14 protein-coding genes are annotated in these 14,510 nt (G+C 67.6%); 6 read left to right on the top strand and 8 right to left on the bottom strand.

Annotation, left to right across the window (positions count from 1 at the left end):
- Positions 1-5 precede the first annotated feature (5 nt).
- The gene (locus G6N38_RS09435) at positions 6-902 is read left to right on the top strand and encodes a LysR family transcriptional regulator (RefSeq protein ID WP_163747287.1); all 897 of its coding nucleotides are present in this window, start codon (positions 6-8) and stop codon (positions 900-902) included.
- Here the strand turns inward: G6N38_RS09435 and G6N38_RS09430 are convergent.
- Genes G6N38_RS09430 through G6N38_RS09420 form a run of 3 tightly spaced genes read right to left on the bottom strand, consistent with a single transcriptional unit; the run spans position 896 to position 4,025 of the window.
- Positions 896-1,954 carry an acyl-CoA dehydrogenase family protein gene (locus G6N38_RS09430; RefSeq protein ID WP_163747286.1) on the bottom strand — a complete coding sequence of 353 codons (1,059 nt, stop codon included), beginning with the start codon at positions 1,952-1,954 and terminating at the stop codon, positions 896-898. The genes G6N38_RS09435 and G6N38_RS09430 overlap by 7 nt on opposite strands.
- On the bottom strand, positions 1,951-3,111 hold the full coding sequence (locus tag G6N38_RS09425) for an acyl-CoA dehydrogenase family protein (protein ID WP_163747285.1): 1,161 nt from the start codon (positions 3,109-3,111) through the stop codon (positions 1,951-1,953). The genes G6N38_RS09430 and G6N38_RS09425 overlap by 4 nt, the downstream gene beginning before the upstream one ends.
- A 5-nt stretch (positions 3,112-3,116) precedes the next feature.
- Entirely contained in the window at positions 3,117-4,025 is a 909-nt protein-coding gene (locus G6N38_RS09420; protein ID WP_246227820.1) for a PaaI family thioesterase, read from the bottom strand.
- A 62-nt stretch (positions 4,026-4,087) separates the two neighbouring features.
- On the opposite strand from G6N38_RS09420, the gene G6N38_RS09415 reads away from it, so the two are divergent.
- Complete coding sequence (locus tag G6N38_RS09415; protein WP_163747284.1) at positions 4,088-4,612, top strand: dihydrofolate reductase family protein; 525 nt, start codon at positions 4,088-4,090, stop codon at positions 4,610-4,612.
- A gap of 361 nt (positions 4,613-4,973) precedes the next feature.
- Here the strand turns inward: G6N38_RS09415 and G6N38_RS09410 are convergent, their stop codons facing one another.
- The gene (locus tag G6N38_RS09410) at positions 4,974-5,450 is read right to left on the bottom strand and encodes a hypothetical protein (RefSeq protein ID WP_163747283.1); all 477 of its coding nucleotides are present in this window, start codon (positions 5,448-5,450) and stop codon (positions 4,974-4,976) included.
- Between G6N38_RS09410 and G6N38_RS31000 the strand changes: the two genes are divergently transcribed.
- Positions 5,443-7,482: a hypothetical protein gene (locus G6N38_RS31000; protein WP_163747282.1), complete on the top strand. Its 2,040-nt coding sequence runs from the start codon at positions 5,443-5,445 to the stop codon at positions 7,480-7,482. The genes G6N38_RS09410 and G6N38_RS31000 overlap by 8 nt on opposite strands.
- Positions 7,483-7,535: 53 nt before the next feature.
- On the opposite strand, the gene G6N38_RS09400 is transcribed toward G6N38_RS31000, so the two are convergent.
- Both G6N38_RS09400 and G6N38_RS30470 read right to left on the bottom strand, forming a co-directional pair.
- On the bottom strand, positions 7,536-8,165 hold the full coding sequence (locus G6N38_RS09400) for a TetR/AcrR family transcriptional regulator (RefSeq protein WP_179968498.1): 630 nt from the start codon (positions 8,163-8,165) through the stop codon (positions 7,536-7,538).
- Positions 8,166-8,303, bottom strand: a complete 138-nt coding sequence (locus G6N38_RS30470; RefSeq protein WP_220101384.1) for a hypothetical protein — start codon at positions 8,301-8,303, stop codon at positions 8,166-8,168.
- A 261-nt stretch (positions 8,304-8,564) separates the two neighbouring features.
- Between G6N38_RS30470 and G6N38_RS09395 the strand changes: the two genes are divergently transcribed.
- Complete coding sequence (locus tag G6N38_RS09395) at positions 8,565-10,394, top strand: acyl-CoA dehydrogenase (RefSeq protein WP_163747281.1); 1,830 nt, start codon at positions 8,565-8,567, stop codon at positions 10,392-10,394.
- Positions 10,395-10,447: 53 nt separating this feature from the next.
- Positions 10,448-10,906, top strand: coding sequence for a MaoC family dehydratase (locus G6N38_RS09390; RefSeq protein ID WP_163747280.1), 459 nt, complete (start codon positions 10,448-10,450; stop codon positions 10,904-10,906).
- Positions 10,907-10,960: 54 nt separating this feature from the next.
- Here G6N38_RS09390 and G6N38_RS09385 read toward each other — a convergent pair whose 3' ends face one another.
- The gene (locus G6N38_RS09385; protein ID WP_163747279.1) at positions 10,961-12,445 is read right to left on the bottom strand and encodes an aldehyde dehydrogenase; all 1,485 of its coding nucleotides are present in this window, start codon (positions 12,443-12,445) and stop codon (positions 10,961-10,963) included.
- 41 nt (positions 12,446-12,486) lie between these two features.
- The gene (locus tag G6N38_RS09380; RefSeq protein ID WP_163747278.1) at positions 12,487-13,266 is read right to left on the bottom strand and encodes a class I SAM-dependent methyltransferase; all 780 of its coding nucleotides are present in this window, start codon (positions 13,264-13,266) and stop codon (positions 12,487-12,489) included.
- Between the two features lie 61 nt (positions 13,267-13,327).
- Between G6N38_RS09380 and G6N38_RS09375 the strand changes: the two genes are divergently transcribed.
- Positions 13,328-14,485, top strand: a complete 1,158-nt coding sequence (locus G6N38_RS09375; protein ID WP_163747277.1) for a glycosyltransferase family 4 protein — start codon at positions 13,328-13,330, stop codon at positions 14,483-14,485.
- The last annotated feature ends 25 nt before the right edge of the window (positions 14,486-14,510 follow it).

The raw sequence follows: 14,510 nt of genomic DNA, 5'->3' as shown, positions 1-14,510 counted from the left end.
GCTACATGGATGTGGTGCGGTTGCGCCTCTTGCGCGAACTGTCTGAGCGCGGCACTGTGCACGCAGTCGCCGAGGCGATGTCACTGACGCCATCAGCGGTTTCCCAACAGCTCAAGATCTTGCGACGCGAGGCCGGGGTCCCGCTCCTGGAACCCGACGGGCGCCGGGTGCGACTCACCGATGCCGGCCGCACCCTGGTCGCCCGGGCCGATGAGGTTCTTGCCGCCCTCGACCGGGCGCAGGCGGATATGGACGCCTACCGGTCCACCCCGCGTGGCACTGTCCGGGTGGCCATGTTCCCTTCGGGTGCCGCAATGTTGCTCGCTGGACTCATCACTCGCGCTGCCGCCGTCGGCGTGGAGGTGCTGGGTCGCGATATCGATCAGCCCGCGATGAACGCACCCACTCAACTCGCCGATTTCGACGTCGTCGTCGTGCACCGCGACGAGCGGGACACCAACCCATGGGGACCTCGAATCGAGGCCATCCCGCTGCTGCGCGAGCCTCTCGAAATCCTGCTGCCACAGCATCATCGGTTGGCTGACAGTTCGCGCATCCCGCTGCGTGAACTGGCCGACGAAGCCTGGATCGGCGTCGAGGGTGGACTGATGGTTGACGACGTCCTGCGCTCTCTGGCGACCATTGCCGGCGTCCGTCCGCGAATCGTTCAGCGAGTCAACGACTTCCGAGTCGTCGAGGAACTTGTTGCGGCTGGGGTCGGCATTGCTCTACTGCCCCGGTACGTCCACACCACACGAGCGCTTGTTCGCAAGCCGCTCAGTGGAGTGCGTATCGCACGCCGGATCGAGGCAGTCACACGCGTCGGAGCCACCGCGCGTCCCGCGGTCGCGCAGGTAATCGACATTCTGACGACCGTCGCCCAAGAAGTGGTCGATCAGTAGCGTCCGACGACGAAATCCCACGGGTCGCCGTCGCGGGCGGCAGCCAGCGCCAGCCGGCCCAGGTGGCGGGCATGCGACGCGGTGTCGCCGAACTCGTCGATCCAGCCGCGGGCCCGCATAGTCGCCAGCCACAGCCGGTGCTCGATGGTCACGCCGATCGCACCGTGCAGCTGGTGGGCGGCGGTGACGACGGTCGGCACGACGCGGCCCAGCACCACTTTGGCCACTGTTACCGCGTAATCGGCCTGGACGCTGTCGAATCCGTGGTCGGCGACGGCGGCGACGGCCAGTTCGGTGGCTGCCCTTGCCCGCTCCACTTCACCGGCCATCTTCGCCAGCGTGTGTTGCACGGACTGGAAGGCGCTCAGCGGCCGGCCGAATTGCTCACGATCGCGAGTGTGGGCCACCGAGAACTCGACCGCGGCGTCCAATGCGCCCAGCGACTGCACGCAGCGCGCCCACGCCCCGCGCCGCATCAGTTCGTCGGCTGCACCGCCGACGGTGACGAACTCCGTTGGCGCGACCACGGTGACGGTGTCGCGTGGCTCGCCGCCGAGGTTGTGCCCCGTGGCGATGGTCGCGGGGTGGGCGATCGCGACCTGAAGTGTGGGGCCGTCGCGCAGGGCCAGCACGATCGCGGCAGCGGCACCGGCATACGGCACGCCAGGGATGGTCGTCGCCCCGGCTGGGCCGATCGCGATTGTCAGCGGGCCCTCGCCGGGTACCACGAGCCCGGCCTTGGCGGCGAGCCAGCCGGCCAGCACATCGGTCTCCGCGAGCGGCACCGTGACGGCGTGACGAGCCAGCGCACGCAGAATCAGGCCCAATTCTGTTGGACCACCGCCAGATTCGAGGTCGCTCGTCAGGCGGGCCAGGCCGGCGTCCTGGAGATGGCCCCAAGCAGTGGCGTCGAATTCGTCGGGTAGACCGCGGTGGCCGATCCGGTCGTCGAAGGATCGCGCGCCGATACCCTCGGCTAGCCGCCGCAGCTCGGCGAAATCGCTGGTGCCGCCTAGGGGCCCGAACACCCCACCGGTCAATGCTCGCGTCACCGCAACCCCATTCCCCGTGCCACCACGCCGCGCAGCACCTCGTTGGTGCCGCCGCGCAGCGTGAACAGCGGTGAGTGCAGTCGCGCGATGTCCAACAGCGCGGCCACCCGGTCGCGGTCCGGCGTGTCGGCAGCGTAGGAGAGCAGGTCGGCGGCCAGGTCCACCGACTCCTGTTCGAAGCTGGTGCCCAGGTCTTTGACCAGTGCGGCTTCGTTCGCCGGCGACTGCCCGGCGGCCAGCGCCCTGGCCACCGACACCGACAGCTGGCGCAGTGAGATGACTCTGGCTAGCAGATCGCCGACGGCCGCGGCGGCATGGTCGTCGAGATCGTCCAGGTTTGCCAGCAGCCGCACCAGCGCGGTCAGCAACGGAGCGGTGCTCAGGATGCGTTCGGGGCCGCTGCGTTCGAACGACAATTCGGCCGTGACCTGGTGCCAGCCGGCACCGATCTCGCCCAGTAGATTGTCGTCGCCGACGAACACCTCGTCGAAGGTGACTTCGTTGAAGTGGTGCTCGCCGGACATCATCACGATGGGGCTGATCGTTAGGCGCTCCGAGTCGGTGGGCACGATGAACTGGCTGAACCCGGCATGCCGCCGGTCTGGGTCCACCGGACTGGTACGGGCCAACACCACGATCTGATGAGCCAGATGCGCGCCGCTGGTCCACACCTTGGTGCCCGACAGCAGCCAGCCACCGTCAGTCCGGGTGGCCTTGGCGGCGGACGCGGCGAGATCCGAACCGGCCTGCGGCTCACTCATACCGATCGCCGAGAAGTAGCGTCCGGCAGCGATGCTGGGAAGCAGCCGCTGTCGCTGCTCTTCGGAGCCGTAGGCCAGCAGGCCGGGAGCGACCTGACGGTCGGCGATCCAGTGTGCGGCCACCGGAGCTCCCGCGGCCAGCAGCTCCTCAGTCACCACGTAGCGGTGCAGATGGCTGAGGCCCTGCCCGCCGTAGTCCCGCGGAATGGTCAGGCCGAGGAATCCGGCGTCGCCCAGCCGGGCGCTGAACCCTTCATCCCAGCTCGACAACCACGCGTCGACGGTTGGCTGCCAACCGAATTCGGTGCGGTCGGCGGACAGGAACGCGCGCACTTCAGCGCGCAGCGCGGCTAGCTCTGGTTCGGTGGCGCACAGCGTCGCGAAGTCGTCGACCATGGCGCTCACCGGTATCCGGTGACCCGCGCGAGGATCGAGACCTTGCCGTCGTCGCCGACGGCCTGTGCATCTCCGATCGCGGAGTTCCGGCCGACGCGCAGTGCCGTTCCTTCGTAACGGGATTGTGTGCCGGCGAAAAACGGCCGCAGGAAGTTGACCCGGATCGACGCCGTGCGCAATGGTTCGGCCTGCCCGTGATTGATCGCTGCGGAGGCCACGAGTTCCAGTCCGGCGCTGCTGACCCCGCCGTGCACGATCCCGATCATGTTGTTGATGATCGGATCGGGGCGCTGTGCCAAGCGGTAAGTGCCGGCTCTGCGCTCATTGCTCGCCTTGCTGCGCTCGGCTTCGGTCGCATTGCTCGCTTCGCTGCGCTCGGCTTCGGGCGGCATCGGGTCAGCCGACATCAGCTCGGCCAGTGATGTCCGCGGTGTGCGCACCAATGTGTCGGGTTCACGCTGAATGGGTCCGTCCGGGCCGCCGGCGATCGCGACCGTTCGCACCGTGCCGCCGCCGATCGTGCTGCCGCGATGGCTGAGTGTGCAGATTGCCAGCAGCGTCGCACCGTGCGGGCCGAGCGGACGGCTGCTGGCCACGACGGGTTCGTCGGGGGCGGCCTGCAGGCTGTCGATCCCGTCGGGGCTCAGCTCGACGGTCAGTTCACTGGATACGGTCCATTGCCCCGACCCGCGGCGGTAGAAGTTCGCCCGACCGCCAACATCGTCGACCAGGATGGCCAGCGGTCCGATGGTCGGCATTCCGGTGAAGGGGTTCACCAGGCGGCCGACCGGCATCGAGGCCACCACGGTGAACTCGGTGAAGTTCTCATCGAGCGTCGTGATGCCGAACCTGGTCAGGACACTTTCCGGGGTTTCCGGGTCCTGCAGTTCGGCCGATGGATCGGGGGTCGTCACACCCTGTATTCCAGCATCAGGGGCGAATAGATTGTCCGACGGCCCGACCATACTCATCACCCATGGCCACCGTGTACTTCACCGCATCGAGTCTGGACGGGTTCATCGTCGACGATGCGGGCAGCCTGGACTGGTTGACTTCCCGCGCGATCGACGTCAACGGACCGTTCGGCTACGAGGCTTTCAACGCATGCGTAGGCGCGTTGGTGATGGGGTCGGCGACCTACGAGTGGCTGCTCGCCAATCAGCCCGGCGAGTGGATGTACAGCCAGCCGACCTGGGTGCTCACCCACCGCCCGCAGATCATCGCCGAAGGGCATCCGGTGACGGTGCACAGCGGCACGGTCACCGACCTGCATCCCCAGCTGGTCGAGGCCGCCGGGGAGCGCGACGTATGGGTGGTCGGCGGCGGCGACGTGGGCGCACAGTTCGTCGCGGCGGGGCTGGTCGACGAGTTGATCGTGTCGTATGCGCCCTGCAGCCTTGGCTCGGGAGCGCCGGTGTTGCCGATCCGCTCGGAGTGGGTGCTGGCCGAAACCGGCGTGAATGGCGATTTTGTCTGTGCCCGTTGGCAGTTCAGACGGTAGGAGTCGTGCCTGGCACAGCGCCTCGGTCAGCGGCGAATCGGGGTGACGTGATCGCGAATTCTTGGTGATCGGCAGCCAAGGAATGTCACCTCACCTAGTCGTTGCCGCTTCGGCTGCAGTTCGAGGACGGCTCGCCAGATCCGAAAAGAGGGAAATGCTTCCAGAATCGCCGCGTTTTCGGTAGCTTTTCGAGTCACGGGCGGGGGCATCTGGGGTTTCCGCATGAATGGGCAAGGAAGTCCTAAATGATGGTGCGCGATTCGTTGGAGATCATCGACCACCCCGGGAGCCCGCCGAAGGGCGAGGCCCGCGTTAGCGAGAATGTCCGACGCGCGGTACGCGTCGAGCCGTTGTCAGCAGGTTATGCCCGCTGGGTCGGCCGGGTTGGTGTGTTGGCGGTGGCGCTGGGTGTGGGCGCTTCGGTTGTGTCGTTGCCGGTAGCTACCGCGGACTCGAATGGCTCGGGGAACTCTGCCGGTGCGGGTTCGGGCCGATCGTCGTCCGCGGGTTCATCGCATGCCCCGACACGCGGGGACTCCTCCAGCAAGCCTGACACTGCGACCTCGCCGTCGGCCGGGACGACTGGGGCGAAGACTGCGCCTCGCGGCCGTGCCGCTGCGCGATCGTCCTCGCCGGCGAACGACTCCGAGCCAACCGCGGCAATTGACGACGCTTCCCAGGTGACCACCCCCAGCGCGGCCGCGGTCGATTCCGCCGCCGCAGGCAAGAAGGCCGCATCTGCCGCGTCGGCGGTCAGCGGTAACCCGGCATCGCCCAGCGCGGCCGTGAGGGCCGCGCTAGCGGCCAATCCGATTACGGACTTCGTCAGGATGTTCATCGGTAACGGCACCGCCGACAACCCCAACGCCGGCATCTTGTTCGGAAATGGCTACAGCTACACCAAGGTCGAAGGTGCGTGCGTTGCTGGTGCTGCGTGCAATGGCGGAAACGCAGGCCTGTTCGGAACCGGCGGCGATGGCTTCAACGGCGGCAACGGCGGCAATGCCGGCTGGTTCGGAAGCGGCGGTTGGGGTGGGACGGGCGTAGCCGGAATCAACGGCGGCACTGGCGGTAAGGGCGGTAAGGGCGGCCTGTTCACCGGCAACGGCGGCAATGGCGGTGCAGGCGCCGCAGCCACCGGTGCAACCGGCGGAGCCGGTGGCAACGCCGGAAGCCTGTCGATCTTCGGCGCCGGCGGTAGCGGTGGCGCAGGCGGCACTGGAACCACCGGAACGGCCGGCGGCACCGGCACCGCGGGTAACGACGGCGGTGCCGGTGGCAAGGGTGGCGTTGGCGGTCAGGGCGGCGCGGGCGGCACAGGCAGTTCGATCTTCGGCCGGGGTGGTAACGGCGGCGCAGGCGGCCAGGGCGGCGCCGGCGGTGTCGGCGGTACCGGTGCCGAAAGTGTGGACGGCGGCAGCGCCAGTGGGAACGGCGGCGTCGGTGGCGAAGGCGGTACCGCCGGAGTCGGTGGCGCAGCAGGTGCGGCGCGCTTCCTGTTCATCCTCGATCAGAGCGGTGCCGCGGGCAGCGGCGGCGTCGGTGGTACCGGCGGCGCGGGCGGCGTCGGCGGCGCCGGCAAGGGCGTCCAGGCCGATGGTTCGACCCAGGCCGGTGGTAACGGCGGTTCAGGCGGCAAGGGCGGTGCCGGGACCAACGGCGCCGCGTTCGGCACGGGCGGCGTCGGTGGCGTCGGCGGTGCCGGTGCGAGTGACGGCGTCGGAGCCACCGGCGGCAAGGGTGGTTCAGGCGGCAAGGGTGCTGCGGGCACCGCGGCTGCGGCCGGCCTCGGCGGCGGCGGTGGTGGTGGTGGCGGCGGCGCCCTTGTCGCGGGCCTCAACGGCGGCGCGGCTGCCGGTACCGCCACCGGTGGTGCCGGTGGTGCCGGCGGCGACGCGACAACCGTGGCCGGAGTCGCGGGCGGTAAGGGCGGCGGCGCCAGCATCGTCGCGGATGGCGCGCTGAGTTCGGCCAGCGGGACGGCTACCGGCGGTGCCGGCGGCAAGAGCGGTGTTGGGGCCGCTCTGGGCGGCGCAGGCGGCGCCGCGGGAATCCAGTCCGGCCCGGACGGCACCGCTGCAGGAAACGCCAAGGGCGGCAGCGGCGGTGACGCCACGGGTGCGGGCAGCGTCGGCGGCAATGGCGGTTCGGCTCAGCTGCAGGCAGGCATTATCGGGACCAACTCCGGCGTGGCGAGTGGCAGCGCGACCGGTGGAAACGGTGGAGCCGCGAGTGGCGGAGGCACCGGCGGTACCGGCGGTAACTCCTCGGTCACGGCCGCAGGTCTCATCGGCTCCGCCATCGGCATCACGTCCACCGGTGGCAACGGCGGTGCCTCCAGCGTCAATGGCAAGGCCGGCGGTGACGGTGGTGCCTCGGAGGTCATCGGTCTGAACGGCACCATCACCGGCGGCTCGGCGATCGCCGGCAACGGCGGCGCCACCAAGGGCGCGCTCGGTGGGGACGGTGGGTTCGCCTGGCTTCATGCGACCGATCCGGCTGCCGCGGGCACCGCGATCGTCAACGGCACGTCGACCGGCGGCAACGGCGGTGACGGTGGAGCCAATGGCACCGGCACGAACGCTGCGGCCGGTGGCGCCGGCGGTACCGGAGGCAACAGCACCTTCGTGTTGTCCGGTGGCCAGACCTCGACCAACGGGACAAATGCGGGCGGCAACGGCGGCGCCGGCGGTAAGGGCACCAACAGCGGCACCGGCGGCACCGGAATTGGTGGCGTCGGCGGCAACGGCGGCAACGGCGGCAACGGCTCGGGGGTCCTGGGCGTGGGCACCGCCGGTACCAATGGTGGCGATGCACAGGCCAACGGCACGCCGGGCACGGCCGGCACCGCGGGAGTTGATCACCCCTGATCGTCAACTGAAAGTCAACGGGCACAGCCGTTTCGGCTGTGCCCGTTGGCATTTCAGGAATTGGTCGGCACGCCGAACTTCGTCACGAATTCCTTTGCCCTGATCAGGAACTCCAGTTGTGCAGTGACGTCGTGCAGAGGCTGCAGGCTGCGCACCGACCGGCACAGGACAACCGCACCCTCCAGCGCGGCCAGGGTGATGTCGGCCAGTCCGCTGGCCTCGGCGGCCTCGAAGCCGTCCCGTAGGTAGGACTGCTTGGTGGCGTCGCGCCAACGGCTGAAGATCTCACCCGCGACCGTGGTCAGCTGGTGCTCGTCCTCGCCGGAACCCACCGCAGCCGCCAGCACGGGGCAGCCGGCGGTGTAATCGCTTGTGAGGAGCGCATTTTCCCAGAGCTGGACGAACCGGCGAAGCAGCACCGCAGTGCTTTCCTTGGCGGCTTCGTCGAGGCTGGCGCTGATCTCGTAGCTGGCGAAATCCAGGGCCTCGCGCAGGATCTGGCTGCGGCCCTCGGGGAAATGGTGATAGACCGAGCCGCGCGGCGCACCGCTACGAGCCAGGACTTCGTCGATGGTCACTCCGGCCGCACCGCGTTCGCGCAGTACCTCGGCGGCGCTCACCAGCATCTTGGTGCGGGTGGAGCCGCGGGCGCGGCGGGTGGTACCGGTTGGTGTCTGGGTCATTCAGGCGGCGGGCGATTGACGGACTTGGCTACTCCGCCACCCGAGCGCGCGAGCGCCCCGGCCGAACAACTGCCGGCGCGTGTCGGGCACCTGGCGCGTGAACCGGTGGCCGGCGATGTTCAGCTCGATCAGCCACATTTTTCTCTCCTTGCGGAACAAGTCTCTAGCCCAACTCCATAACTATGGTTATGACCATAAGATTAGAATGCTCTTAGCGCAAGGCGGAGGCTGCTTTGAGTGTTAACTGCTGGAAGAAGCTGGTTCTGACCTGTGGGTATTTTCGCGCGGAGTGCGTTTATATGATCCAGATCATATTTTTGGCGGCCGGTGGATCCCCCTGATCAGGCAAGCTAAACGGACTAGGCTCGGCTGCGTCGGCGACTGAAAAGGACGCAATCGATGAGCCATTACAAGAGCAACGTTCGCGATCTCGAGTTCAACCTCTTCGAGCTGCTCGACTTGGGGAAGGCCCTCGACGACTATCCCGACCTCGACGGGGACTCGGTGCGCGAGATGCTGTCCGAGGCGGCCCGCCTGGCCGAGGGTCCGGTGGCCGAATCGTTCGCCGAGACCGACCGACATCCGCCGACGTTCGACGCAGGCACCCATGTGGTGTCGCTGCCCGAGCCGTTCACCAAGTCGATGCGGGCCTGGCAGCAGGGCGAGTGGTTCCGCATCGGGCTCGCTGAGGAGGTCGGTGGCGTCCCGGCCCCCGCGATGGTCGCCTGGGCGATCGACGAGCTGGTACTCGGGGCCAATCCGGCGGTGTTCATGTACATGGCCGGCCCGATCATGGCCAACATCTTGTTTCACATCGGCAATGAGCAGCAGCGGCATTGGGCGCCGCTGGCTGCCGAACGAAACTGGTGCGCCACCATGGTGCTGACCGAGCCGGACGCCGGTTCCGACGTCGGCGCCGGGCGCACCAAGGCGGTGGACAACGGAGACGGCACCTGGCACATCGAGGGCGTCAAGCGCTTCATCACCAACGGCGACGCCGGCGACTACTTCGAGAACATCCTGCACCTGGTACTGGCCCGCCCCGAGGGCGCCGGACCCGGCACGAAGGGATTGAGTCTGTTCCTGGTCCCCAAGTTCCTGCTGGATCCCGAGACCGGTGCGCCCGGCGATCGCAACGGCGTCTACGTCACCAACCTCGAGCACAAGATGGGCCTCAAGGCCTCGGCCACCACCGAACTCAGCCTGGGACTGCATGGGACCCCGGCGATCGGCTACTTGGTGGGTGATGTCCACAACGGCATCGCGCAGATGTTCAAGGTCATCGAGTACGCCCGGATGTTCGTGGGCACCAAGGCGATTGCCACCCTGTCGACCGGCTACCTCAACGCACTGGAGTATGCCAAGACCAGGGTGCAGGGTGCCGATATGACGCAGATGACGGACAAGACGGCGCCGCGGGTGACGATCATCCACCATCCCGACGTGCGGCGTGCCCTGATGACGCAGAAGGCTTACGCCGAGGGGCTGCGCGCGCTCTACCTCTTCACCGCGGCGCATCAGGATCCCGCAGTGGCACAGGTGGTTTCGGGTGCCGACGCGTCGATGGCGGAACGCGTCAACGATCTGCTGCTGCCGATCGTGAAGGGCGTTGGTTCCGAACGCGCCTACCAGTGCCTGACCGAATCGTTGCAGACGTTCGGTGGGTCGGGCTTCCTGCAGGACTACCCGATCGAGCAGTACATCCGCGACGCGAAGATCGACTCGCTCTACGAGGGCACCACCGCGATCCAGGCGCAGGACTTCTTCTTCCGCAAGATCGCCCGCGACCAGGGTGGGGCGCTGGCGCACGTTGTCACCCAGATCGAGAAGTTCATCGACAGTCCCGATGCCCGGCCCGAGCTCGCCGGCGGCCGCGCATCGTTGGCCAACGCGCTGGACAACCTGCGCGGGATCGTCACCGTGATGACCGGCTACCTGCTGGGCGCCCAGGAAGACGCCCGTGAGCTGTACCGGGTGGGCTTGGAATCAGTGGGATTCCTGCTCAGCGTCGGTGATGTGCTGATCGGCTGGTTTCTGTTGCGCCAGGCCGAGATTGCGCTACAGGCACTTGACGGCGATCCCGATCCGCGGGACGAGGCGTTCTATCGCGGCAAGGTGGCGGTGGCGAACTTTTTCGCCGCCAACATGCTGCCCCGGCTGGCCGCCGAGCGTCGGATCGCGGAGTCGATCGAGTTGGCGATCATGGACCTGAGCGAAGATGCGTTCTAGGCGTCAGCCAAGATGGCGGGGCAACCGGTGGGACTAGAAGAGGAAGAGACCCCATGAAGGTGATCACGTCCATCGACGATGCGGCGTCCGCGGTCGGCCAGGAACTCGGCGTCAGCGAGTGGCTACAGATCGATCAGAAGCGTATCAACGACTTCGCTGACGCCACCGGCGACCATCAGTGGATCCATGTCGACGTGGAGCGGGCCAAGGCTGAAAGCCCTTATGGCGCACCGATTGCGCATGGTTTCCTGACACTGTCGCTGATTCCCGCGCTCAGCAAGGACAACTTCCGCCTCGAGAACGCGAAGCTCGCCGTCAACTACGGGCTCAATAAGGTCCGGTTCGTGGCCGCCGTGCCGGTGGACAGCAGGGTGCGGGTGCGCTCCGAGCTGGCCAGCGCCGACAAGGTGGACGACAGCACGGTCAACCTGACCGTGAAGCACACCATCGAGATCGACGGTGTCGACAAGCCCGCAGCCGTGGCCGAGATGATCGTCCGCGCGATCTACTAGTCGAATAGAAAAAGCCCCCGACACGCAAAGCGTGCGGGGGCCTTTTCGTTTCGGTTATTCGGGCTTGTACCCGAACGGCAGCAGCACACTCTTGGCCTGCGTGTACTGCTCGATACCCTCGGGCCCGTTCTCGCGGCCGATACCGGAGTTCTTGTAGCCACCGAATGGCGCACCCGGATCGAAGGCGTACATGTTGACCGCGTAGGTGCCGGTGCGGATCTGGGCGGCGATCTTCATGGCCTTGTCGTTGTCTGTGGTGTAGACCGACCCGGCCAGTCCGTAGACGGAGTCGTTGGCGATCCGCACGGCATCCTCTTCGGTGTCATACGGAATCACCGCCAGCACCGGGCCGAAGATCTCTTCCTGGGCGATGGTCATCGAGTTGTCGACGTCGGCGAACACCGTAGGCTGCACGAACCAGCCGTTGTCGAGACCCTCGGGACGGCTGCCACCGGTGACGATCCGGGCGCCTTCCTCGACGCCCTTGTTGATGTAGCCCTCGACACGTTCGCGCTGGCGCTCAGAGATCAGCGGGCCGATCATGGCGCCCGCGTTGTCGGGCAGTCCGATCGGCATCGCGGCGACGGCCGCAGAGAGCTTTTCGACGACCTCGTCGTAGCGCGAGCGAGGCGCCAGGATCCGGGTCTGGCCGACGCAGGCCTGACCGCAGTTCATCAGGCCGGAGAACACCAGCATTGGCAGCGTCGAGTCCAGGTCGGCATCCTCGAGGATGATGGCCGCCGACTTGCCGCCTAGTTCGAGCGTGCACGGCTTGAGTTTCTCGGCGGCGATCTTGGCGATCTCCTTGCCGACCGCGCTGGACCCGGTGAAGGTGAACTTGTCGATCTCGGGGTTGGCGGTCAGCGCACGACCGGTCTCCGGACCGCCGGGTACCACCGAGAGCACCCCTTCGGGCAGCCCGGCCTCGGCGAAGATCTCGGCCATCGCGAACAGCGACAGCGGGGTCTCCGCGGCGGGCTTCACCACGATCGTGCAACCGGCCAGCAGCGCGGGGCCGAGCTTGTTGGCGGCCAGGAAGAACGGCACGTTCCACGCTGTCACGGCGGCGACGACGCCGATCGGCTCGCGCAGCACCATGGTGGTGCCGTAGACCCCGTCGCGGAAGTCGCGCCAAGTGAACTTCTCGGCAGCGCCCGCGAAGTACTGGAACGACGACATCGCGGCGCCGTACTGCATCATGTCGATGATCGTCGGCGGCTGTCCGGTCTCGGCGGCCAGCAGGAACTTCAGCTCCTCGGCCCGCTCTTCCAGGATCTTGACGGCACGACCGAGGATCTCGCCGCGCTCCGCGGGCGACAGCTGCGGCCAGGGTCCCTCGTCGAACGCCTTGCGGGCGGCTGCGCAGGCGGCGTCGACGTCAGCCTTGGCGGCCAGCGGTACCTTGCCGACGAGCTCGCCGGTGGCCGGCGAATGCACTTCGATGACCTCAGCGGTGGACGGCTCAACCCACTTGCCGCCAATGAACAGCTTGTCCCATTCGCTCTTGAACTTGGTGCCCGAAATAGTGCCCTGTGTCATGACCGTCACATTACCTACTGAAGACAGAAACTAGAACCTGTTCATTTCCGCCGTATCGGCGGTCGCAGCACCAGCACCAGATTGCTCACCAAGAACTCCCGTATCCCTGGCGCCACCGTCAGCCACCAGGCCCATCGTGGGTGGTAGCGCGGAAATGCCGCGACCAGCGCCCCGGTGCCGGCCGCCCAGTTCAGGCCGTCGGCCGCGGAGACGGCGAAAAGCGACGACCCGTAGTTGTTCTTGGGCGGCCGGCCGTGCTTGCGGGTGTAGCGGGCGGCTGCCCGGGCCCCGCCCAAGTAGTGCGTCAGACCCATTTCGTGCCCGCCGAACGGACCAAGCCAGACGGTGTAGGACAGGATCGCCAATCCACCGGGGCGGGTGACGCGCAGCATCTCCGCGCCGAGCTGCCATGGCCGGGGTACGTGCTCGGCGACGTTGGAGGACAAGCAGACGTCGACGCTGCCGTCGGCGAAGGGCAGGGCCATGCCGGACGCCCGGACGAAAGAGCCGGGTCCGGCCCGGCGCACCTGTTCGGCGGCGTGCATCTCACGGGGATCGGGTTCGACGCCGACGTAGTTCCAGCCCGCGTCGGTGAACGCGGTGGCGAAGTAGCCGGGGCCGCCACCGACGTCGACGACGGTGTGCCCGGACGGGGTACCGGCATGGGTGGCCCGCCACAGGTCGGTGGTCATGTCGGCGGTGTCGGCGGCCAGGGCGCCGTAGAAGCGCGCGGGGTCGCTTTGTTCGTGCCGAAATTCGGCCAGCAGCCGCACCGAGCGGCGCAGCGTCGCGCGCTGGGCGAACAGGTCGGTGGCGGCCATCGGCCTCACCCTAGTGATCGGCGGTTCCGGCCCGCATCCTGCGCCGTCTAGTCTGAACTGGATGTCGTCCACCGTTCGCTCCGTCCTGCTTTTGTGCTGGCGGGACACCGGCCACCCACAGGGTGGCGGCAGCGAAACCTATGTCCAGCGCATCGGCACGCTGCTGGCCGACTCGGGCATCAATGTCACCCTGCGCACCGCCCGGTACGCCGGCGCCCCCCGCCGCGAGGTCGTCGACGGCGTCACGATCAGCCGCGGTGGTGGGCCCTACAGCGTCTACATCTGGGCCGGATTGGCCATGGTCGCCGCACGCCTGCGGGTTGGCCCACTGCGGGGGGTACGTCCCGACGTCGTCATCGACACCCAGAACGGGGTGCCGTTCCTGGCCCGGCTCGCGTTCGGACGACGTGTGGCGTTGCTGGTACACCACTGCCACCGCGAACAGTGGCCGGTGGCCGGTCGCTTTGTCGGACGGCTGGGCTGGCTGGTCGAATCCTGGCTGTCGCCGCGCATGCACCGGAACAACCAGTACGTCACCGTCTCCCTACCGTCGGCGCGGGACCTGTCCGATCTCGGTGTCGACGCTGCGCGTATCGCCGTCGTGCGCAATGGCCTCGACGAAGCACCGGCCGACACCCTGACCGCGCAACGGTCGTCGACGCCCCGCGTCGTCGTCCTGTCGAGGTTGGTGCCGCACAAGCAGATTGAGGATGCGCTCGATGCGGTGGCCGCGCTTCGCCCTCGCGTCGCGGATCTGCATCTGGACATCGTCGGTGGCGGCTGGTGGCACGAGCGGCTCGTGGAGCGTGCTCGCCGCCTCGGTATCGCCGACGCGGTCACCTTCCACGGCCATGTCGATGACCAGACAAAACACGCTGTCGTCCAACGATCCTGGGTGCACGTGCTGCCGTCACGCAAGGAAGGCTGGGGCCTGGCCGTCATCGAGGCCGCCCAGCACGGCGTGCCGACGATCGGCTACCGCTCGTCGGGAGGTCTCACCGACTCCGTCATCGACGGAGTCACCGGTTTACTGGTCGATGACCACGCGGAATTGGTCGATCGTCTCGAACACTTACTGGCCGAGCATGTCCTGCGTGACGAGCTTGGCGCCAAGGCCAAGGCGCGCAGTCGGGACTTCTCCTGGCAGCAGAGCGCCGACGCCATGCGTAGCGTGATGGAGTCGGTGCACGCCGGCACTCACGTCGGCGGGGTTGTCTAGCAGCGCGAACGTCGATACTGACAGC

This window comes from Mycolicibacterium helvum (genome assembly GCF_010731895.1).
GTDB classification, from domain to species: domain Bacteria; phylum Actinomycetota; class Actinomycetes; order Mycobacteriales; family Mycobacteriaceae; genus Mycobacterium; species Mycobacterium helvum.
This window is presented reverse-complemented; position numbering and strand designations above follow the sequence as displayed.

Coding starts and splice junctions, on each gene's coding strand:
- G6N38_RS09400 (WP_179968498.1), bottom strand. CDS start 8,165: ATGACCCAGACACCAACCGGTACCACCCGCCGCGCCCGCGGCTCCACC.
- G6N38_RS09390 (WP_163747280.1), top strand. CDS start 10,448: ATGAAGGTGATCACGTCCATCGACGATGCGGCGTCCGCGGTCGGCCAG.
- G6N38_RS09395 (WP_163747281.1), top strand. CDS start 8,565: ATGAGCCATTACAAGAGCAACGTTCGCGATCTCGAGTTCAACCTCTTC.
- G6N38_RS09410 (WP_163747283.1), bottom strand. CDS start 5,450: ATGAACATCCTGACGAAGTCCGTAATCGGATTGGCCGCTAGCGCGGCC.
- G6N38_RS09435 (WP_163747287.1), top strand. CDS start 6: ATGGATGTGGTGCGGTTGCGCCTCTTGCGCGAACTGTCTGAGCGCGGC.
- G6N38_RS30470 (WP_220101384.1), bottom strand. CDS start 8,303: ATGTGGCTGATCGAGCTGAACATCGCCGGCCACCGGTTCACGCGCCAG.
- G6N38_RS09415 (WP_163747284.1), top strand. CDS start 4,088: ATGGCCACCGTGTACTTCACCGCATCGAGTCTGGACGGGTTCATCGTC.
- G6N38_RS09375 (WP_163747277.1), top strand. CDS start 13,328: ATGTCGTCCACCGTTCGCTCCGTCCTGCTTTTGTGCTGGCGGGACACC.
- G6N38_RS09425 (WP_163747285.1), bottom strand. CDS start 3,111: ATGGTCGACGACTTCGCGACGCTGTGCGCCACCGAACCAGAGCTAGCC.
- G6N38_RS31000 (WP_163747282.1), top strand. CDS start 5,443: ATGTTCATCGGTAACGGCACCGCCGACAACCCCAACGCCGGCATCTTG.
- G6N38_RS09385 (WP_163747279.1), bottom strand. CDS start 12,445: ATGACACAGGGCACTATTTCGGGCACCAAGTTCAAGAGCGAATGGGAC.
- G6N38_RS09380 (WP_163747278.1), bottom strand. CDS start 13,266: ATGGCCGCCACCGACCTGTTCGCCCAGCGCGCGACGCTGCGCCGCTCG.